General features: G+C 33.8%; 17 protein-coding genes and 1 riboswitch. Of the genes, 10 read left to right on the top strand and 7 right to left on the bottom strand.

Going from position 1 to position 21,611, the window contains the following annotated elements:
• Positions 1 to 231 precede the first annotated feature (231 nt).
• Positions 232 to 419: riboswitch (cobalamin riboswitch) on the bottom strand.
• Positions 420 to 599: 180 nt separating this feature from the next.
• The 3 genes from ACFFVB_RS05220 to ACFFVB_RS05210 all read right to left on the bottom strand — a co-directional run bounded on the left by ACFFVB_RS05220 (position 600) and on the right by ACFFVB_RS05210 (position 2,947).
• Positions 600 to 1,178: a DUF922 domain-containing protein gene (locus ACFFVB_RS05220; protein WP_382381658.1), complete on the bottom strand. Its 579-nt coding sequence runs from the start codon at positions 1,176 to 1,178 to the stop codon at positions 600 to 602.
• An 86-nt stretch (positions 1,179 to 1,264) separates the two neighbouring features.
• Positions 1,265 to 1,693, bottom strand: coding sequence for an FKBP-type peptidyl-prolyl cis-trans isomerase (locus ACFFVB_RS05215; protein ID WP_382381657.1), 429 nt, complete (start codon positions 1,691 to 1,693; stop codon positions 1,265 to 1,267).
• 339 nt (positions 1,694 to 2,032) lie between these two features.
• Positions 2,033 to 2,947 carry a glutaminase gene (locus ACFFVB_RS05210; protein WP_382382229.1) on the bottom strand — a complete coding sequence of 305 codons (915 nt, stop codon included), beginning with the start codon at positions 2,945 to 2,947 and terminating at the stop codon, positions 2,033 to 2,035.
• Positions 2,948 to 3,241: 294 nt separating this feature from the next.
• On the opposite strand from ACFFVB_RS05210, the gene ACFFVB_RS05205 reads away from it, so the two are divergent.
• The 5 genes from ACFFVB_RS05205 (at position 3,242) to ACFFVB_RS05185 (ending at position 8,805) form a co-directional block, all read left to right on the top strand.
• Positions 3,242 to 3,610: a hypothetical protein gene (locus ACFFVB_RS05205; RefSeq protein WP_382381656.1), complete on the top strand. Its 369-nt coding sequence runs from the start codon at positions 3,242 to 3,244 to the stop codon at positions 3,608 to 3,610.
• Positions 3,611 to 3,923: 313 nt separating this feature from the next.
• Positions 3,924 to 4,847 carry a hypothetical protein gene (locus ACFFVB_RS05200; RefSeq protein WP_382381655.1) on the top strand — a complete coding sequence of 308 codons (924 nt, stop codon included), beginning with the start codon at positions 3,924 to 3,926 and terminating at the stop codon, positions 4,845 to 4,847.
• Positions 4,848 to 4,851: 4 nt separating this feature from the next.
• Complete coding sequence (locus ACFFVB_RS05195; RefSeq protein WP_382381654.1) at positions 4,852 to 6,837, top strand: TonB-dependent receptor plug domain-containing protein; 1,986 nt, start codon at positions 4,852 to 4,854, stop codon at positions 6,835 to 6,837.
• Positions 6,838 to 6,881: 44 nt separating this feature from the next.
• Positions 6,882 to 7,718 (top strand): MbnP family protein, encoded by an 837-nt coding sequence (locus ACFFVB_RS05190; RefSeq protein ID WP_382381653.1) that lies wholly within the window; start codon positions 6,882 to 6,884, stop codon positions 7,716 to 7,718.
• Positions 7,719 to 7,785: 67 nt separating this feature from the next.
• Positions 7,786 to 8,805, top strand: coding sequence for a cytochrome-c peroxidase (locus ACFFVB_RS05185; RefSeq protein WP_382381652.1), 1,020 nt, complete (start codon positions 7,786 to 7,788; stop codon positions 8,803 to 8,805).
• Between the two features lie 25 nt (positions 8,806 to 8,830).
• Here the strand turns inward: ACFFVB_RS05185 and ACFFVB_RS05180 are convergent, their stop codons facing one another.
• From ACFFVB_RS05180 to ACFFVB_RS05170, 3 genes are all read right to left on the bottom strand, one after another.
• Positions 8,831 to 9,955, bottom strand: coding sequence for a peptidoglycan DD-metalloendopeptidase family protein (locus tag ACFFVB_RS05180; protein WP_382381651.1), 1,125 nt, complete (start codon positions 9,953 to 9,955; stop codon positions 8,831 to 8,833).
• A gap of 98 nt (positions 9,956 to 10,053) precedes the next feature.
• Positions 10,054 to 10,500, bottom strand: coding sequence for a hypothetical protein (locus tag ACFFVB_RS05175; RefSeq protein WP_382381650.1), 447 nt, complete (start codon positions 10,498 to 10,500; stop codon positions 10,054 to 10,056).
• Complete coding sequence (locus tag ACFFVB_RS05170) at positions 10,497 to 11,102, bottom strand: hypothetical protein (RefSeq protein WP_382381649.1); 606 nt, start codon at positions 11,100 to 11,102, stop codon at positions 10,497 to 10,499. The genes ACFFVB_RS05175 and ACFFVB_RS05170 overlap by 4 nt, the downstream gene beginning before the upstream one ends.
• A gap of 589 nt (positions 11,103 to 11,691) precedes the next feature.
• On the opposite strand from ACFFVB_RS05170, the gene ACFFVB_RS05165 reads away from it, so the two are divergent.
• The gene (locus ACFFVB_RS05165) at positions 11,692 to 14,013 is read left to right on the top strand and encodes a chondroitinase-B domain-containing protein (protein ID WP_382381648.1); all 2,322 of its coding nucleotides are present in this window, start codon (positions 11,692 to 11,694) and stop codon (positions 14,011 to 14,013) included.
• Positions 14,014 to 15,201: 1,188 nt separating this feature from the next.
• Here the strand turns inward: ACFFVB_RS05165 and ACFFVB_RS05160 are convergent.
• Positions 15,202 to 16,599, bottom strand: coding sequence for a hypothetical protein (locus ACFFVB_RS05160; RefSeq protein ID WP_382381647.1), 1,398 nt, complete (start codon positions 16,597 to 16,599; stop codon positions 15,202 to 15,204).
• 171 nt (positions 16,600 to 16,770) lie between these two features.
• Between ACFFVB_RS05160 and ACFFVB_RS05155 the strand changes: the two genes are divergently transcribed.
• The 4 genes from ACFFVB_RS05155 (at position 16,771) to ACFFVB_RS05140 (ending at position 21,538) form a co-directional block, all read left to right on the top strand.
• Positions 16,771 to 17,547 carry a universal stress protein gene (locus tag ACFFVB_RS05155; protein WP_382381646.1) on the top strand — a complete coding sequence of 259 codons (777 nt, stop codon included), beginning with the start codon at positions 16,771 to 16,773 and terminating at the stop codon, positions 17,545 to 17,547.
• 342 nt (positions 17,548 to 17,889) lie between these two features.
• A complete protein-coding gene (locus tag ACFFVB_RS05150) occupies positions 17,890 to 19,398 on the top strand; it encodes an aminotransferase class V-fold PLP-dependent enzyme (RefSeq protein WP_382381645.1) in 1,509 nt (502 codons plus the stop codon).
• A gap of 168 nt (positions 19,399 to 19,566) precedes the next feature.
• Positions 19,567 to 20,544, top strand: coding sequence for a bile acid:sodium symporter family protein (locus ACFFVB_RS05145; RefSeq protein ID WP_382381644.1), 978 nt, complete (start codon positions 19,567 to 19,569; stop codon positions 20,542 to 20,544).
• Positions 20,545 to 20,647: 103 nt separating this feature from the next.
• On the top strand, positions 20,648 to 21,538 hold the full coding sequence (locus ACFFVB_RS05140; RefSeq protein WP_382381643.1) for a fructose bisphosphate aldolase: 891 nt from the start codon (positions 20,648 to 20,650) through the stop codon (positions 21,536 to 21,538).
• Positions 21,539 to 21,611 lie beyond the last annotated feature (73 nt).

Raw genomic sequence — 21,611 nt, 5'->3', positions numbered from 1 at the left:
GTGAACCTTAATTTAAACCCCTTCTTTTCTAAATAAATTTAGATAAAACAGTAATCTTTTAATAAAAATTACAGCGAGGCATTCAATCTTGGTTACAAACCATTAGTTGTTAATCATGTTTAAATTTGCAATACTGATCTTGGGAACATAAGGAAGAAAAAGAAAGAGACTACGCATATAATATGGCACAACATTCTTCTAACTCCAGCTTCAATCCCCGAAAGCACATTGAATTATTAATATTAAATGGCAGGTCTTCTGACTAACTCCTTTCACTCGGCCTTCCCATTCTTTCGAAAAGTGACCTTATTTGAGCTTCCGTTCGTGAGCATACAGCTGCGGGACAGTTCCAGAATTACACCGGATTCCCTTTTAATATCAAGTTCGTAAACTTGATAACCAATTAAAGTTAAAATCGGGTGTAAATTTATCTACTATAAATAAGTTTTAATAATTTACTTATCAGAACTTATTGACAATTGTAAATAAATAAAAATTGATAATCATTTTGGTGCTATTAAAGGTCGTAATCGCGCCTGAATATAAGACAACAAAATCTGTTCTAAACTGTTTTTTAAATTAAAGGGGTATATTCATATTTATAGATCCAGTTTAAAATGTTCTAGTTTTTTCAATTCATCTGCAACGATGGCATTCCAACGGACTTGTTCTTCATGGTCTGTGGAATGGTGGGTTTGATCATCGTATTGCTTCTGAAAATAGTAATACGACCTAAACAGGCTTTTATGAATGCGTCTGTAATCGGATTGCAACACGTCTCCAGCTGATTTTTTTATTTTATCAATGTCTCGTCTCATTTTTCTGGCATACAATTCTGCGATATCGAAATGCACTTGCTCGTGCTTTAAAATGTATTCACTCTTGGTATTAATCCAAGAGATATCTTTATGAAACTTCGCTAAAACGTGATACTCATATTTCCCGTTTTTAAAGGCATAAGGCACAATAATAATGTTTGCACCCGTAATTGCTTTTTTGGACGTTGTGGTATCTACTTTTGCCTGAAAGTCTGATAATTTTAACGCCCTGTCTCTAGTCCATATAATAGCCTCATTGGTTTCCTTCTCAATCTTGTTAACGTTCTGAGCATAGGCGTCTGTACTTAGACTCATCATCAAGAAAAGTGTAATGATATAGTATTTATATATGTCCTTCATCTCAGTATAACACGTATTAAAACACTTTCTTGCATAAAAAAAATCCGAACGCCTGTCCGGATTTTTTATATATAAAATAGAGGTAATTATTTAATCTCTATAACTTCTAAATCGAAAGTTAAAGCCTGACCAGCAAGTGGATGGTTTCCATCTACTACAATATGATCATCTTGAATATCTACAACTCTAAATTGGTGCTCTCTACCATCTTCACTTTTAGAAGTCAGTCCCATTCCTAGTTCTGGTTTTACTTCTGGAGGTAATTGTTCGTTGGCCACTTTGTGAAACAACTCTTCGTTAATGTCGCCGTATGCGTCTTCTTTAGTTATTTCAACTGTTTTTTTCTCGTTCACTTTCATATCAATGATAGCATTTTCAAAACCAGGAATTAACATACCCTGACCAATAGTAATTTCTATAGGCTCACGCTCTAAAGAACTATCGAATACACGACCATCATTTAACTTTCCTGTGTAATGTACTTTTACTGTATCATTCTCTTTTACTTGACTCATACTCTGTTTTTAAAGTTTTAATAAAAAGCAAAGCTAGGATTTTAAGTTGGAAGCACCCAAAATATAGGCTAAAAGTCTGAAAATTAAGAAAGGTTTAACGTCTAATCCCTTTAAAATAAACACGAAACCAAAAAATCTTATCAATTGTTTAGACATGTAGTGATATCCATTTTAAATCATCAAACCCAAGTAAATATATAAGCCATCATATCTATGATTTTTTGATTCACTGGACTTAGATTTAATATGTATTAAATCTAAGTCAGATGTTGTTACTTTATATAAGGACGTCTCATTATATGTTTTTAAAACTAATGAAGTGTTAAGAAAATAGACCCTCTAAAAGATAGACAGCTTAGTAACCGAGGTAAATTGTTCAAGAAACTTCATGCCTTTATACGAATTTCCTTTTTTGTTTAATTTGGGACTCCAAACAGCTATGGCATATTTATCTGGATATATAGCGATTATACCACCACCAACGCCACTTTTACCAGGTAGTCCTACTCTAAATGCAAATTCTCCCGACTCGTCGTAAAATCCACAAGTTTGCATAAGTGCATTTACACGTTTCGATTGCGTTTCTGTAAGAATTTGGTCTTGACCTAGTATTTTTTTACCATTATTGGCTAAGAATAAAAAGAGTTCCGAAAGGTCCTTGCAATTCATTTCTAGCGAGCAGATGTCAAAATATAAATCTAAAACATCTGAAGGTTCGTTTTTAATATTACCTAAGGATTTTATAAAATTACAGAGTGCTATATTTCTATAACCTACTTTCTTTTCTGAGGATGCAATTTTACTTGAATAATTAATGTCTTTATTATTACTAATATCTCGGACAAAAGCTAAAAATTCTGCTTTCGGATGCTTAAGCTCGCTTAGTAATATGTCTGCAATAACTAGTGCTCCAGCATTAATAAATGGATTTCTAGGAATGCCTTTCTCTACTTCTAATTGTAGTAGCGAATTAAATGCATTTCCTGAAGGCTCCACATCTACACGTTCCCATGTTTTGGCACCTATTAGTTTATAGGCTAAGATTAGAGATAGAACTTTGGCTATACTCTGAATGGAGAAATTTTCGTAACAATCTCCCATTCCAAAATTCTGACAATCCATTGTTGTTATGTGTACTCCAAATTTCTTCGGATCAACTTCTGCTAAATCGGGAATATAAGTTGGTAATGCGCCACTATCTTCTATAGCCTTCACATTTTTGTATATGTCTTGAATAATTTCTTTAAAATCCACGGTTCTCATTTTTTAGCGCAAATACCTTATACTACGAGTAAAATGCATATTAGAAAAAGCTAATGTAAGCAATAGAAACCAAAATGAATATTAGCAGGATTACTCATCATAGAAAATAAGAGGTAAGGCGGTGAAAAAGGGAAAATAATACGGACAATGGCTATCTTTTAATCTTAAGTTTTTTTGTAAAACACATCATATTGTTGCTTTGAGCATATCTTAAAAGTTGTGTAGTTATACGCTATTAACAATTTAAAATTAGGTTGTTTTAAAAAAATTATTGAAATTCGCGACGTGAAAACAGCAACACTTTTTTTAGCTATATTTCTTCTAGTTAAGCCACTAATCCCTTTAGTGGAATACGTTGCGTTTTATGATTATATTAAAAATGAACTTTGTGAAAACAAAGAAGTCGTAGAAATGCAGTGTAACGGAAAGTGCCATTTAGGTAAAGAAGTGGCTAAAATTTCTGATTCTCCCGAGAGTGGAAACGATAAAAAACAAGTGTCTATAGAAACGATAGTTGTCTTTTATCAGAAAATAACAGATCATTTATTTTCACCATGCTTTTTATACACGAATAAAACAAAAATTGCTTCAGATTATAATAGGTCTTATTCATTTTTAGATATGGACTCTGTTTTTCATCCTCCACAAGTGTAATCCTCCACATGTTTTTATATTATGCATCTGCTGATCTTGGTCAGCACTAATATTGCACCTCTTATTTTAGGTGCATTATAGTATGCTTAAAAACAATTCACATCTATTTTCTTCTTTAAACAACAGCATTTTCTGTCATATCGTAACGCGTTTTAAAATTTTAACGACGTTGTTTTATAAATGTAACACTGTTGTGTTTAAAAAGATTTCAAGCGGATTATTTCTGCTTCTTATAGAGATAATCTAAAGAAAATAACAAATCGGAGTGGTCTCGATAGCTATCGGGTATGCGCAGATTAAATAATTTTTAATAATGAAATTTTCCAAATATTGTGTCATTGCGCTATGCGGTGTGGCGCTATCCTGTACCATAGAAAAAACTGACTATGAAGCCGAAATAGCAACAGAAACTACCGAATATTTTGAGTTCGAAGAAGCCTTTTCTGTTAGCAGTGGTGATTATACAATTAGTGTAGAAGCCTTAAACGGTACGTTATACAAGGGGTATAATGAAATTCGTGTGAAAATTATTGATTCACAAAGCAATGAAACTTTAGAAAACTCACTAGTCACTTTTTTGCCTATCCTAACAGATGCCAATGGGAATAAAACCTCCTGTCCGCATAGTTATAATTTAGAGTATAACAGTACAGAGGGGTATTACTCAGGCTATGCTGTATTTACAAGCGAAAGTGATACTACAGTAAGCTGGCAGGCATATATCGATTTCCAAGTTGATTCTCAATCGTACGCTATTAATCAACTCATCACCATTGAAGAACAAACGAATATGAATCTAAATATGACTGCCTTTACTGCAAGTGATAACGAACAGTATTTTATTGCATTAGTAGCGCCACAAAGTCCAGGAGTTGCCGAAAACGATTTGGTTGCGGGTATTTATAAATACAATAAACCAACAAGCGAAGCTGCCGATTTCCCAGATGTGTCTCAGTATTCATATACGGTTGTAAGCGATTTTACCTTGTTTTTAGATCCGCGTATGCCAGAATCTTCTATGGGGAATCACTCGTCGCTAAATAATCAGGATTTAACGCAAGAAAGTGATAGTTTATATCATGGCGTTGTGAATTATACAATGACAGGAAATTGGACCTTGAATTTTATTTTACAGAATGAAAACGGGAAAATTATAAAAGGTACGGAAGTTCCAACAGATTTTACACCAGGAATAGAAGGTGTGAAGAGTGAGCTTTATATCGACATTTTATTTTAGAAGAATGAAACGAATAACACTAGCCCTATTTTTATTAGGAACATTGGCACATGCGCAAACAGAACCTTTGAAAAGCGATAGTTTGGATGTGGTTTTAGATGAGGTTTTAATTGTCGCTGCTAAAAAAGATAAACTTAAAACCGATTTGAAAATGGCTGTTTCGGTAGATGAATTTTTAGCATCCTCAGAACATATTAGCTTTATAAAACGTGGTGCCTACGCATGGGAACCGTTACTAAATAATATGAGTACCGAACGTTCTACGTTGACTATTGACGGCATGCACATTTTTGGAGCATGTACCGATAAAATGGATCCGATAACATCGTATGTAGAAAGTAATAATTTGTCGGATATCGATATAAAATCTGGACAAGAAGGTAGTATGCATGGCGCGACGGTAGCAGGAAGTATCGATTTAAAACGTAAAAGTACAGCCTTCGGACGCAGTAATGATTGGAGTGGAGCCTATCAAACGGGGTATGAGTTTAATAATAATCAGTTTTTTAACCTCGGTAATGTATCGTATTCAAGTGATAAACTGGTTGCCGATGGAAGTATTTCGTATAGAAAGGCGGAGAATTATTCCGACGGAAATGACGATGAGGTTAATCATTCTCAATTCACAAAAATTAATAGTTCTTTAGGTCTTGCGTATAAAACTAGCGAATTGTCGTCTGTACGCGTAGATGCTATTTTCGATAAAGCCAAAGATGTAGGTTATCCCGCGCTTCCTATGGATTTATCACTATCTAGAGCTTTAATTACTTCTGTGGCTTACAAGAAGTTTTTCGAAGATAAACTGCTAAAAGTTTGGGACACCAAGGTGTATTATAATGCAATTGAACATTATATGGACGACACCACAAGGCCAGAAAATTTAGTACATATGGACATGCCGGGTTGGAGCACAACCTATGGTTTATTGTCTAAAGTGAATTTTAAAAATGACAAGTATTCGGCAGAAATTCAATTAAACGCTTACGATAATTTATCGATTGCCGAAATGCGCATGTATCCTCAGGATCGGAGTGAACGCACTATGTTTGCTTATAGCTGGCCATGGGTAACTACGCGCTATGCCGGACTATCGATGAGTAATTCTTATGAAATGTCTGAAAAAAGTCAGCTTAATTTTGGAGGGACCTTAGGGGTGAATTACAATTATTCTAAATACATTGAATTCAATTGGATCTTTCATCCGGGAGCACCTCAAGAGAAGACGCGATTTTTACCAAACTTATATGCAAGTTATCAGTTTAATACTGGTGGATTTGATGCCTCTATAGGTGGTGGTTATGGCCATAGAGCTCCTTCTGTTTCCGAAGGGTATGGATATTATATCTATAACAGTTTCGACAGGTATGATTATATAGGAGATCCGAATTTAGACAATGAAATTTCTTATGAAGCCAATGCAAGCGCAGGATTTTCTCATGCGAAAGGACGTATTCAGGCTAAAGTGAATTATTTCTACATCGAAAATTACATTATTGGTCGCATTTTAAGTGCAGGAAGTCCAATGAACTATCAATCGGTTGGAGTTAAAGGATACACGTCTTTAGATTTTGCGACCTTATTCAATTTTTCATTAAGTGGTGACTATGCTATTTTAGATAATTTACATTGGAAAGGGACACTAACCTACGCACGAGGTCTAGACGATGATGAAAATAATTTACCATTTATTCGGCCGTTAAGTTATCAAACCTCATTGCACTTTTCGTATCAAAAATTTGGCTTTCTAACCTCGCTTAATGGCGATTTCGAACAAATAGATTACAGTCCGGAATATGGGGAAGACGAAACACCGTCTTATACCAATTGGAATCTATCTGCAGATTACACATTTCATATTAAAAATTACAAAACAGTCTTACAAGTCGGTGCCGAAAATGTATTTAATACCTACTACAGCACGTATGCAGACTGGGGAAATATCCCAAGAATGGGTCGTAATATATTTACGTCGTTAAAAATAAATTTATAATAATTAATACCTAAAAAATATAATAATCAATTAAATCAAAAACTATGAAAAATTTTAAAAAGTACCTTTTATTACCTGTGGTCGCTTTAGCGCTTGTGTCTTGTAACGACGACGATGTGCCAGTGGCTAACCATGTGACTTTAGAATTTGAGAATACCTTTAAAGGAACGCCTATAGTGCTTAACGAAACAGAAAACACTTCGGCAGTTGGGCAAGTTCACAAATTTTCTGAACTAAAATATGTGATAAGTAATGTCCGCTTAATAAAAGCCGATGGCACAGAAATCCCCTACAATACAAATAATTTAGATTCAGGAGCAATAGTAGTAGATCAATCTAAACCAGAAACAGCAACGTTTGTGCTAAATGATATTCCAACTGCAGAATACAGTCAGATTATATTTGGATTAGGTGTAAGATCGGATTTAAATACTTTGGACGAAGTTAGTAATCCAATTTTCTATGCAACAGCAGGAGCAAACGATACAGAGATGCATTGGGAATGGGGAACAGGCTACCGTTTTACAAAGATTGAAGGATTTTACGACGGGGATAATGTATTATCTTTTCATTCAGGAAGTACTGTAGATGGTACTGAAGGTGACGAAAGTACATATAATGCGTATTACGATGCGTATAGAGATATTACTTTAGATCTTCCTACAAATGCTAATGTTGGTGAAAACGCTCCAACCATTAAAATTGAAGCAGATTTTGATAATTTATTAAGCGGAAAAACAAACACGATTACATTAGATGCTAGTAATGCTACACCTAGTTTACACACGTCTGTAACCATGTCTGAATATGTTGATAATATTGGTGGTAACCAAGTAAGCGATTTTACAGGTATGTTCTCAATTTCTTCCGTAGAAAATTAACCCTAAATTTTAGAGCCGGAAAAGCAAGAAGTCTAGTCCGGCTCTTTTTATTATATAATTTGATCAAATGAAAAACGCATTAAGAAACATTGCATTTGCACTGTTGTTGGCATCCTGTAGTAACGATGATGCTGAACTTATTTCTTATAATAACCCAGAAATCACTTTAGATATTCCGTTGGGTTTCCCAGATCTTAATAGTGCTTTTTATACAAATGTACCTACAACATATGGTGTCGCATTGGGTGAGAAATTATTTAATGAAACGAAATTAAGTATAGATAATAGCATATCGTGTTCGAGTTGCCATATGCAAGGCAATGCCTTTGCAGACCATAATACAATAGGTGTTGGAGTCTCGGATAGAATAGGACTTCGTAATCCTCCACCAATACAGAATATGGCCTTTATGAAAGCATATAATTGGGATGGAAATATGAGTCGATTAGAAGATCAAGTTTTAGTTCCAATTATCACTCATGAAGAAATGGATTCTTCAATTTTAGAAGTTATAGGAAAGCTTGAAGCCGATGGCTCTTATGAAGAATTATTCAATAAAGCCTTTAATGGTGAAGGCATCACAGCAGACGGTATTTATAACAGTATCGCTCAATTTGAATATACTTTAATTTCAGCAAATAGTAAATACGATAGAGTAAATCAAGATGAAGGAGAAATATTTACAGATGTAGAAGCTCAGGGTTATGCCACATTTCAGAATAAATGTATTAGCTGTCACAGTACAGAATTATTTACGGATCAGAGTTATAGAAATATCGGATTTCCTGTAAATCCAGATAACGAGGAAGCTGGACGCGCAAGAGTTACTGGTCAGCTAGAAGATTATATGCGTTTTCGTGTGCCGTCTTTACGGAATATTGAATATACTGCACCTTACGGAAGTTTTGGTCAGTTTGAAACACTAAGAGACGTTCTAGACTATTTAAGTGATGGTGTTTTAGATGCAGATAATCTAGATCCTATTTTAAAAGATAACGACAACAGAATTGCACTAACCGAACAAGAAAAAGATAATCTTATTTCATTTATGAATACATTGAGTGATGTAGCATTTATTGGTGACTAAGATTTTTAAGTGAATTACCGAAACATCAATCATTCAATTCTTGTATCAAAGATTCGTGCATAAACCCTTCTAAAGTATCATTAACACGAATATGAAACCAACTACGTGTTTGACTTAAAATTTCTACTGGAGTGGCCACTTTTAAATCTTCAAGTTTTTTACTTTTTACATCAGGACTAATCCTAAGTTCATTTTTTTGAAGACGTGTTTCACCACGAGAAGACAATGCGTAATTTTCAAATTCGGTAGATGCTGTTTGCTTAACAAACGGGTAAGGATCTATAGCACCTTTTTTGGTGTAGATTCCAAAATGTAAATGCGGACTCGTGGTTTTAGCATTCCCTGTATTTCCAACAAAACCCAAAGTATCCCCCGCAGTAACGGTATTTCCTCTAGATACGGCAATACTATCTAAATGGGCATAATATAGCGACTGACCGAATATACCGTCACGCAACCACACTTGTTTTCCTCCAAGACCTCGGTTTCCTGTACTCGTAATAAAACCATTTGTAGCCGCAATAACAGGAGTACCGCGTTTAGCAAAAATATCGATGCCTTCGTGAGAACGTTTACCACCACTTCTTGTCGCACCCCAAAAACTTTGCACCGCTTTATTATTTTTACCACTTACAGGAAAAACTAGGGTCGGTTCGGTAAATAGTTTTATGCTAAAGTTTTTATGGTGTTTTTTATTGGAGAAAACAACTAATTTGTAGCTATTGGTAGTAGAAACCTCGAATGTAATGGTGTTCGATTCGGGTGTATTTGAGACCACAGGTTTTATTGCTACTATGGAATCGTTTTCAAACTGAAAAATATCTATTGCCAATTGCAAGCTATCCACGTCGCTATTCGCTTCCAGTTTAAAGCGTTCACCATGCTGTAAATTTAGGGTATATGCTAAAATATAAAAATTTGAAGTATCCGATTTAGACTGTATCGAGGTGGGGAGTTCTAATTCGAGGGTATTATTTTGAGCATTTAAATAATGGTTCTCGTACCGTTGAAATAGGCTATCATTGTCTTTAAAATCGCGTTCAAAAACAGTTTTAGCAGAAGGTTTCGAAATGGCATCGGTAATCTTTTGAGCTTGTTTACAAGATGCCAGTGTAACTACAGTTAAGAGTGTGAATATAAGTTGCTTCATACCTTAATTAAACATAAATCATACCATTTTTTAAAATGAAAAAGTCGACTGCGTTTATATCATTCCATTTAAAACCATAAGTATTGGTTCTTATTTGGTTAGTCTTTGTCTCTAAATAACCATTTTCGAAATATCAGGATTCCGTTTGTAATTCTTTTCTTTTTAGAAAAAACAACAGGAATGGCCATGGTAGCCAATAAGGCTATAAAAGCCGACGTTCCTAAAGCACCGCCATAACCTCTAAAGAATATACTTTTATTAATATAAATAATACTGAAAATAATTCCAGCCATGATTAACCACTGGTAATGCACAATGGCTTTAGAAGACACCATGCCGACAAATGAAGCTCCAATAAATGCAGGCGGTATATTCTGCGTTAAATAGGGATTTAAAAGTTCTGGAAAAAAATAAAAAAACAGACTAACAATTAAAGTTAATAATGCGGAAGCTCTAACCGCTCCTTGTTTTAAATGTTCGTTCACGTAAAAGGTTAAAGTCGCACCTAAAATTCCTGTTATAATAATAATCACATTGTTCATCATACTAACCATAAATAACACCAATACACAAAAGACACCATAAGTACACCTCCAAAAGCAACGATACCAAGTTTACCTCCAATACCCTGAAATATACTTTTAGATAAAAGTAAAAAGACTCCAGATAATATACCTGCAAGAATAACAAACTCAATTGACGGTGCAATCTCTAAACTTGACATACCTACAAAAGAACCACAGTAAATGGCAGGAGGAATCTTTTTTAAATATTCAGATTTTTTATTAAACACAGGTAAGAAGGACGCAACAGTACCCGTAATTGCAGTGGATAAGACGACACCTAAATGACCAAAAACATTAAGTAAATAGCAGATAACGGCACCTATTGGCACCCAAATTACCACTAAAAGTTCTTCGTAAGTGTATTCGTTTTGATGTACATCTAAATACCGATATCCTAACCACATTACAGCTATAATAAGCGATATAATGAGTCCGGAATTTATAGCATTCATTTCATATTTTTCTAAAACTATCATTACAGAAAATAGCGTCAATACGCCCATGATTGCTAATTTTGAGAATACCTGGACAGCTTTATGTGTTTTTTTAGCTGTTTTGGAATTTTTAAAAGTTTTGATCATTCTATATGTTTAAGCATAAAATCAAATTCAGTTTATCGAACATCCTTTCACATAGGTGTTTTATACCCACGAAAAGAGATTTGATTTGTAAATTAAAAAGAATTTGGATGTTTTAAGAGCATATAAAACGTGGCTAAGAGTACTGTTTTATAAGGATTATTTAAGATAATATACTTTTATTGCAATAGACATGCATATAACTTTATCGATGCCAAGCCTATTTTAAATTAAAATAAATAGTCATTACAGTCTTCTAAACGTCTTTAGCTAATTAATTACAGTTTTCTTTTTTTTGGCGAAGTTAAAAAATATAAAGTAGTACTCCATACAAATACTAGGGTAATAATTATTCTAGAGTTTAAAGTGGCCGATAGGACCTTGTTTCTTTAATAATTTAGTGTAGACGCTTTATTTAATCCATCCTTTTTGTTTAATGCATAAAACTCATGATGAGGTGGGGGTGACTGCTAATTTTTCAGTGTTAAATTAAGACTTATTAATCAACTTTATTTAATTCTACTTGAATAGTAATTATAGAATTTGTATTTTTGGTTCACCAAATTGGTTAACCAATTTAATCTAAAAACAAATGAACACAATTAAAAGTACGATTTCAATTTTAATCCTTTCAATTTTATTTACCGTTCAAGCTAGCGCACAAGCAGGAAAGACCATGGTAAATAATGCGAAAGAATTAGAGGAAGCTATTAAGGCTGCAAAACCAGGAGACCATTTAGTAATGGCTAATGGGGTTTGGACAGACATTATTATTAAATTTAAAGGGGTAGGTACAGAAGCGCAACCTATTGTTTTGGAAGCAGAAACTCCTGGACAAGTATTTATTGAAGGACAGTCTAGACTGAGATTATCTGGAGAATATTTAGAGGTCTCTGGATTATACTTCAGAAACGGATTTACGCCTAAAAGTACAATTATCGATTTTAGAACCGATAACGAAAGTGTAGCCAACCACAGTAAAATAACGAATTGTGTTATTGAAGGATTTACACAACCAGATCGTGAAGAAAAAGACAACTGGGTGCAATTCTACGGAAGACACAACGAGTTGAGTAATTGTTACATTGCAGGGAAATCTAACCCAGGTCCAACATTAAGAATATACTTAAACGGTAACGAGAATATTAATAATCACCATAAAATTATAAATAACTATTTTGGTGAAAGACCAAGAGCAGGAGGACCTCATGGAGAAACCATTCAGTTGGGAGATAGTTACACATCTATGACGCCTTCTTATACTCAGGTATCAAACAATTTATTCGAAAGATGTAATGGTGAAGTTGAAATTATTTCAAGTAAATCTAATTTTAATGAGTTTACAAACAACATCTTTTTCGAATGTGAAGGCTCTTTAGTATTACGTCACGGAAACTATGCTAAAGTAGATGGCAACGTATTTATCGGAAACGAAAACTCTACAGCAATTGGTGGTGTACGTGTTGTAAATACGGGACACTGGGTGACAAATAATTATTTCTACAAAATACTAGGTAGCGATTTTAGAAGCGCTATTGCAGTAATGAATGGTGTGCCTAAATCACCTTTAAACCGTTATAACCAAGTTACAGATGCTGTAATCGCGTATAACTCATTTATCGATTGTTTGTCTCCTTTACAATTTAGTGTTGGGAATAATTCTGATAAAAGTGATGTATTGCCTGCAACAGAATTACGTTCTGCAAGACCTACGCGTACTATTGTAGCGAACAACCTGATTTATAATCACGATAAAAACGAGACTAAGCCAATTGTTGCTTACGACGAAGTTGATGGTGTGAGTTTTTATAACAATATCTTGAATTCTAAAGATGTAAGCGGGATTGAGACTAATGGAGGTTTAACGCAAGAAGATTTTACAGTAAATAAAGTATCAGATTGGTTCTATGCACCTTCAAAAGCATTCTCTGATGTATATAATGGTTTTGATTTTGATAAAATATCTAATGATCTTGTTGGAAACGACAGATCTGAAAATAGTGCTATTGGTGCAGTAACGTTTCCTTTCACTAATAAAGGTAAAGTTGAAATCAATAAATTACAATACGGACCAAAATGGTTAGACCGTAGTGATAAAAAAGTAAAGGCTAAAACCTTTAAAGTAACTTCAGCTGATGCCCTTGCTAAAGCAATCGTTGATGCTAAGTCAGGAGATATCGTAGAATTAAAGTCTGGAACATACAAAGTATCTGAAACTATGAAAATAGATAAAGATATTACGATTAAATCTGCTGGAAAGAAAAAAGCTAAGATTGTATATAGTGGAGCTTCGAATACAGCTTTATTCCAAATGTTACCTAAAGGAAACTTGAATTTAGAAAATGTAGCTATCGAAGGATCTAAAACTCAAGATGCATTCGCAACCTTAGAGAAAAACATGTCGACAGTTTATAAGTTGAAAATTAAAAACAGCGAGGTGTCTAAATTCTCTAGCGTTTTAAGAACATACAAAGGATCTTTAGCAGATTCTCTTGTAGTTTCAAATTCATCTATTAAAGATTGTACAAATGGTATCCTATTAGCAGGAGAAGATGATGACAAAGGAGATTATAGTGCAGAATTTGTGACTATCGAAAACTCAACGTTCGAAAATGTAGACCAAAATGTTTTAAACTACTACAGAGGAGGATATGACGAGTCTAGTATTGGTGGTACTTTGGTATTAAAAAACAATACTTTTAAAAACAGTGGCTCTAAAGAGGAAAGTAAAATTTTATTACAAACTCGTGGAATCGTAAACATCGATTTTAATGGAAATACGTTTAAAGACAATGCTGTTTCTTATGTCATTGTACTCTGGGGAGAGAAAGGACAAACGTCGGTAAATAATACTATAGATGATTCTGGAGAAGTTAAAACAGAACAAAATCTAAAAATGAAATTGATGTACTAACTGGTTTAGTAAATCATACTTGTTATACTACTAAAGGAGCTTACGTGTATCGTAAGCTCTTTTTTTGTTTAATCTTTTCACTTCTCTACTGAAGCGTGTATAAAACAGTAAAAGCGGCTTATTACTCTAGGGCGTTCGAGCGGAGTCGATAACAGGTATTGGTTTTATGTGATTCTTAATATAGTACGGAGGATTCTCGACTCTGCTCAAATACCGTTTAAATTTCAATGTTTAATCTTTTCACTTCTCTACTGAAGCGTGTATAAAATAGTAAAAGCACTCTGTTTTTCTAGGGTGTTCGAGCGGAGTCGAGAACAAGAATTGGTTATATATAATTTCTAATATGTTAAGGTAGATTCTTGACTCCGCTCGAATACCATGCTCGAATAGCATAGCATACCGTTTAAATCCCAATGCTTTAATCCTTTACCTTCTCTACTAAATCGTACGTAAAAGCAGTATAAACGTCTTATTTATCTAGGGTGTTCGAGCGGAGTCGAGAACCGAAAAAGGCTCAAGATTTTAATTTAATATGATGATGTATTTTAGGCAAAAGTAGCACTTGTAAGAGTTGTGAAAACTGAGGTACATTATGATTGATTCTCGACTCCACTAGAGTATAGTTTCAATGTTTAGTCTTTTCACTTCTCTACTGAAGTGTGTATAAAATAGTAAAAGCACTCTGTTTTTCTAGAGCGTTCGAGCGGAGTCGAGAACAAGTATTGGTTTTATGTGATTCTTAAGATAGTACGGAGGATTCTCGACTGCGCTCAAATACCGTTAAAGTTTCAATGTTTAGTCTTTTTACTTCTCTACTGAAGCGTATATAAAAAAGTAAAACAACATATTTGTTTAGGGCGTTCGAGCGGAGTCGAGAACAAGAATTGGTTATATATAATTTCTAATATGTTAAGGTAGATTCTCGACTCCGCTCGAATACCATGCTCGAATAGTATAGCATACCTTTTAAATTCCAATGCTTAATTCTTTCCCTTCTCTACTGAAGCGTGTATAAAACAGTAAAAGTACTCTGTTTTTTAGGGTGTTCGAGCGGAGTCGAGAACTGAAAAAAAGCTTTACCTGATGCAAGATGTAGTTTCTAAATAACAAAAGCGACTTTGATTGCTCAAAGTCGCTTTCTAAATACAAGATCCGAATTGAAAACTGAAAAAATCTATTCAGACTTGTTTAATGTAATCTATATTGATATTGCAGTACGCACATATACTTTCTATCTGTTTCTTCGTTTGTAATATTTGAAAAAATCGGTCGGTTTTGGATATCTAAACTTAATTTAGAATCCTGTCCTTGTAAGTACCAATTCAGTCCAATACTACCAACAATCATATCAGATTTTAGAGCGTCAAAACGACTACTTTGCATAACAACATAAGGTTCCAATTGGCCCCAATCCGTTTCTTTACCCATTGGTTTAAATAGTAATCCAAAATGTCCGTATATACTTTGACCGGTTCCCATAGAAGGAAACGAATTTCCAAGACCGTTTACAATATCATTCGTGTTATCAAAGCCATATGCCGTGTTATTTACACCTACACTTCTTAAATTATTAGGCCCTAGATCGTAATTAAAGTAACCTACATAAGCACTTGTGGCATCTATAAATGTTGAGGTTACAGGATGATCCCAAAACACATCTGCCGACCATAAATTCATGTCGTGATACGATTTGTTCTCATTCTCAATAGAATATAAGGCATCATGTTGGTATTTTGCTCCGATACCTACCGAAAGCAATTTCTTCTTTCCCAAATAAGTTCCTACAAAGTTTGGTCCGCGATTGTTTTCTTTTTCTAGGAAATCGTACTTAATATAAGTGGTGTATTGTATGTTTCTATAGTCGTCTGTAAACTGTGAAGCTCCATTTTTTGGTTCTGGTGGATTCGCGTCTGTATAGTCATAACTAAACGGATGAATAAATACCATACGGTAATTTAATTTTCCTAGGTCTCCCAATAAGACTAAACTTAATTCGCGCGTAACATCATCAGAATAATTTAAAGTAGGTTGTGCTATTAAAGGCAAATCGGTTTGTAACATGGTTGAAGTCGATGGTGCTGCGTAACGCGATAATCCATCGTAAGTCGATTTACCAAAAGCTACGGCAAATGGTTTCGAAATATCATATTGGCCGTAAAAATCTAAGATTTTTAAATAAGGAAAATCACGATCTTTACCATTAAAGTTGTTTTCACCTAAATTAAATGTCAGTTTAACTTTCTTACCAAAAGTAAAGCTACTTTGTAGTCGTAATCGTCTAACGGCTAATCCAACATTATAGTCTTTAGCATCACCGCCTTCATTCAAACTTCCAGGGTTCCATTGGGTATAAAATGCCCAAGGCTGTATTGTGCCTCCAAGTTTTACTTTAATATCAGGATTATTAAACAGCGTATATGTAAATCGCTGATTTTCAACTTTCGGGATTAACGAATCTGATGTTTGTCCGTAATTAATTAATGGGAAGAATAGAAATTTTAATGTCAAAATGGATGTCCATTTTATAGTTTTTAAACTACGTAGCGGTAGCATCAATTTCTTAGAAATGCATATTTTTTTTGACATTACGAATAATTTCAGTAGAAATCAAATAGTTAGATTGACTTCAGTGGATTTCAGTTTTTACTATACAAATTTCGTATGTTAAAGTTGTTTATACAATGATATATGTCATGTTTAATAACGCATTTTTTCGTAACTTTATTAGGTTGTAAATCCCTAAATTAGTAAAAATAAATGAAAAAGTTATTTAAAATCATGGTGCCCTTTGACTTTTCTGATACAGCAAATAACGCACTTAATTATGTTAAGAATTTTGTGGCAGACGATTTGGATACAGAGATTATTCTAGTGTATGTTAATGAAATAGATGATGAGCAAGCAGAAGAAAAGTTAGAAGCTATAAAAGTTGAATTTCAATCGCATTCTAGAAATAATATTAAAACCATTATTAAAAAAGGGTTGCTACAAGCCTCTTTGTTAGACGTTCAAAAGGCTGAAGAAATAGACTTGATTTTTATGGGTACGAGTTTAGTTAATAACAAAAAATTAAACACGAATACCTCTTCATTTGTACTGGTTGTAGATTGTCCGATAATTGTAATTCCAAAAGATTACGCAAATTTTAAAATCAAGAAGATAGCTTTGGTTATCGGTGAAGATTTAATTCACGACAGTAAACTTCTAGGCGTTTTATTGCAAGTTGCTAGACGATTTAAAGCAAAAGTACATGTGTTAACTGTGAAACAAGGAGAAGCCGATTACGGATACACCATCGTAGACGAAAAGAATGAAAATACAATTATGTATTATTTAGAAGACTTTTATTCGCATCATCTTTTTGTTGATGGTCCAGATATTCCAACAAGTATTTTTAAATATGCAGAAGAAAAAGATATTGATCTTATTAGTATTTTACCGCGTAATCATGCCAAAGGTAAAGTGTCTTCCGAAGGTGCTCTAACTAAAGCATTATCCGAAGTGTCTAAAACACCTTTGCTAGTTATTGATTAATTTTAAAAGCACATTATATATTTTATAACAAAAAAGACTGTCTGAAAAGGCAGTCTTTTTTGTTAAACCCACGCAATAATTCACGAGTAATAATCGTAATCTAAAACATCTTACAATTAAGTTGTAAAACCCAACTCACAGGACGTAAAACGAAGTGCTAGCCATAATGTGTTTTGTTTAAAAGATTTACAAGAACTGATGTTTACTTTTAAAAAGTATATGGCATACAAGGCACAAATAGTTTTAGATTGTGTGATATAATAGTAAATTTACACTCGATTATAAAAATGTAAAGGGATAACCTACTTATGTTTTTATGTGATACATGTAATTTGAGATAAAATGAGTGAAGCAACAACTGTTGAGGTTAATAATACCGTAGATTCTAATTTGGAAACCTATTTTAAATCTTTTAAAGAGGGCGTTATTGGAGATGATTTCGTTTTTAAAAGTAGGTTAGGAGAGCAGCAATTATTGTATGCCGATTGGATTGCTAGCGGACGTTTATATGCGCCTATAGAAAAGATTATGCAAGAGCAAATCGGACCAATGGTTGCGAATACACATTCATTTTCTAGTGAAACAGGAAAAGCTTCAACGTATGCTTACAAACATGCACGAGCAATAATAAAACAGCACGTAAATGCTAATCAAGACGATGTTTTGGTGACTTCAAACACTGGAATGACGGGAGTTTTGTCGCATTTACAACGTGTTATGGGATTGCGTTTTCCCGATGCAAAATTGAAGAAAACTCAAATAGCAGAAAACGACCGCCCTGTAGTATTTATTTCTCACATGGAGCATCACTCAAATCATGTGCCTTGGCATGAAACCATTGCAGATGTGGTGATTTTAAAATGTAACGATCAGAAATTAATTTGTCCTGAAACTTTAGAGGCTGCTCTAATTCAGTATAAAGATCGAAAAACTAAAATCGGTTCGTTCACAGCGTGTTCTAATGTTACGGGTATAATTACACCTTATTACGATTTAGCTAAAATAATGCATAAACATGGTGGCTTTTGTTTCATTGATTTTGCAGCTTCTGCGCCTTATGTAGATATAGATATGCATCCAGTAGATGAAGATGCACGTTTAGATGCTATTTTCTTTTCGCCTCATAAATTTCTAGGAGGACCAGGAACTTGTGGTGTTTTGGTATTTAATAAAGCGTTATATAAAGCAAATTGTCCAGACGTTCCAGGAGGAGGGAATGTACAGTGGACGAACCCCTGGGGAGAGTATGCGTATTTTCAGGATATCGAGGTTCGTGAAGATGGTGGAACTCCAGGTTTTCTACAAGTTATGCGCACAGCTTTATCTATGCGTTTAAAAGATAAAATGAGGACTGAAAATATTGAGGCTCGAGAAGAAGAGTTGTTAGCGTATTGTTTTGATAAATTAAATGAGATTCCTAATTTATTTATTTTAGGAAGTACCGAAGTTAAGCGTATTGGTTGCGTGTCTTTTGGTATTCAGGATGTGCATTACAATTTAATCGTGAGATTATTGAATGATCGTTTCGGAATTCAAGTCCGCGGTGGTTGGTCTTGTGCTAGTACTTACGGTCATTATTTATTCGATTACGACGAAAACAGGTCACTAGAAATGGTAGATGATCTTAATTCTAAAAACTTAACAAATAAGCCAGGTTGGGTACGTTTATCATTGCATCCTATTACCTCAAATAAAGAACTAGAATTTATTTGTGATGCCATAAAACAAGTTGCAGAAAACCATGAGGAATGGAGTAAAGATTATGTTTATAATAAAATGAATAATGAATTTGAAGATGGAAGTAAAGACACCGAAATCATTCAGAAAGTTCAAGACTGGTTTGCAATATAATCGTGCGCTATAACTTCAATATTTAATTGAAGAACAAAGAATGTAAACTTCATCTATAATTTAGGTGAAGTTTTTTTTTGCTCCTGATATAACCTTTAAAATAAAAGTGGCTGAGAAAAGCATAGAAATACATAAGTTGATTTAAATTTGTGGTCAAAATTGGTGTTTATGAAATTTAAATTGGATCGCTTTATTCTCGCTATTATAGCAACTATAATTTTTGCATATTTCTTCCCACAATGGGGTATAGAGGGCAGTCCGTTTCCGATTTCAACTGTAAGTTCTATCGGTTTCTTTTTAATATTTTTCTTCTACGGATTAAAACTAAGTCCGAAACAAATCAAGTCCGGATTATACAATTGGAAACTTCATGTTTTGGTGCAGTTGTCCACATTTTTATTATTCCCATTATTAATTCTCATGTTCTATCCGTTTGTCCAAACGCAAGAACAACATAGTTTTTGGTTGGCGCTGTTGTTTATGGCAGCATTGCCATCAACCGTGTCTTCGTCTGTAGTTATGGTGTCTATGGCTCGCGGAAACGTGCCTGCTGCTATTTTTAATGCAAGTATTTCGGGAATTATAGGGATTCTAATAACGCCACTTTGGGTGGGCTTATTTATCGAAAAAACAGGAGCAGAATTCGATTATGGCTCTATTTATATGAATCTGATTTTAGGAATTATTCTCCCAGTTATTTTAGGAATCATGCTTCAGCGATTCGGACATGAATTAGCTATGAAATATAGTAAACAACTTACGCTTTTCGATAAATCTGTAATTCTACTTATCATTTATAAAAGCTTCGCCGATTCGTTCTATAACAATATTTTTAGTAGTGTTAATTGGTTCGATTTCGCCTTATTATTTGTGATTGTAATCGCGATATTTTTTACGGTTTTTTACATTATTGGTGTGATAGCCTCCAAATTAAAATTTAATATTGAAGATAAAATTACAGCACAATTTTGCGGTACTAAAAAGTCCTTAGTTCACGGAACAATCTTTTATAAAATCTTATTTAAAAATGCGGCTGCTTCAAGTTTAATTTTATTGCCGCTCATGATTTTTCATGCATCTCAAATATTTATAATCAGTATTATAGCTTCAAAATTAGCGAAACGTGAACAGAACGTAATGCCTTAAATTTTAACGGATTTTTAGATATATTTAGTTGTCGAACGCTTTAACTTTTTGCATCTTTATAAGACGTAATAAAACAGTTTTTTAATACTAAAATATATCGATTATGTATACATTTCAGCAGCAAATAGAACGAATTAGAGATGGTAAAGGATTTATAGCCGCTTTAGATCAAAGTGGAGGAAGCACCCCAAAAGCACTACTTGGATATGGTGTAGATGAAAATCAATATAAAGATGAAACCGAAATGTTTCAACGTATTCACGACATGCGTTCTCGTGTTATTACAAATGAACATTTTTCTAGTGATAAAATATTAGGAGTTATTCTTTTTGAGCGTACAATGAAAGGAGTCATTGGCAAGGAACCTGTTCCGTCATTTTTATTGAATAAAGAGCTTGTCCCTTTTTTGAAAGTAGATAAAGGCTTGGAAGATTTAAGTGATGGTGTAAAACTGATGAAGCCCATTCCGAATCTAGAATCTAGATTAAAAGAAGCCAAGGATCTTGGTGTTTTCGGTACAAAAATGCGTTCAGTAATTTACGAAAATAATGCAAAAGGTATTGCGGCTATTGTAAAGCAACAATTTGCATTTGGATTAGAAATCCTTTCCTGTGGACTAATTCCGATTTTAGAACCGGAAGTCGATATTCATGCTAAAGATAAAGCAGAAATAGAATCGACTTTAAAGAAAAACATTCGATTAGAATTAGATAAATTAAGTAAAGAGCAAGCTATAATTTTAAAACTTACTTTACCTACGGTTCCCGATTTCTATAAGGATTTGGTAAATCATGCTAAAGTAATACGCGTGTTTGCACTTTCTGGAGGTTACGATATTGAAACAGCAAATACTTTATTAGAAAAAAACAAAGGGGTTATAGCCAGTTTCTCTAGAGCACTTCTAAACGATCTAAAACAGCAACAAAGCGATGATGAATTTTCAACATCTTTAAGTCATGCCATTGATAGTATTTACAAGGCATCGATAACTTAGAACACTTAATTAAATTTGGTTTTAATATTAAAACGCCTCGAAAATAATTATAACATGTTATGTGTAATTATTT

The organism is Formosa undariae (assembly GCF_042427615.1).
Lineage (GTDB): Bacteria > Bacteroidota > Bacteroidia > Flavobacteriales > Flavobacteriaceae > Formosa > Formosa undariae.
This window is presented reverse-complemented; position numbering and strand designations above follow the sequence as displayed.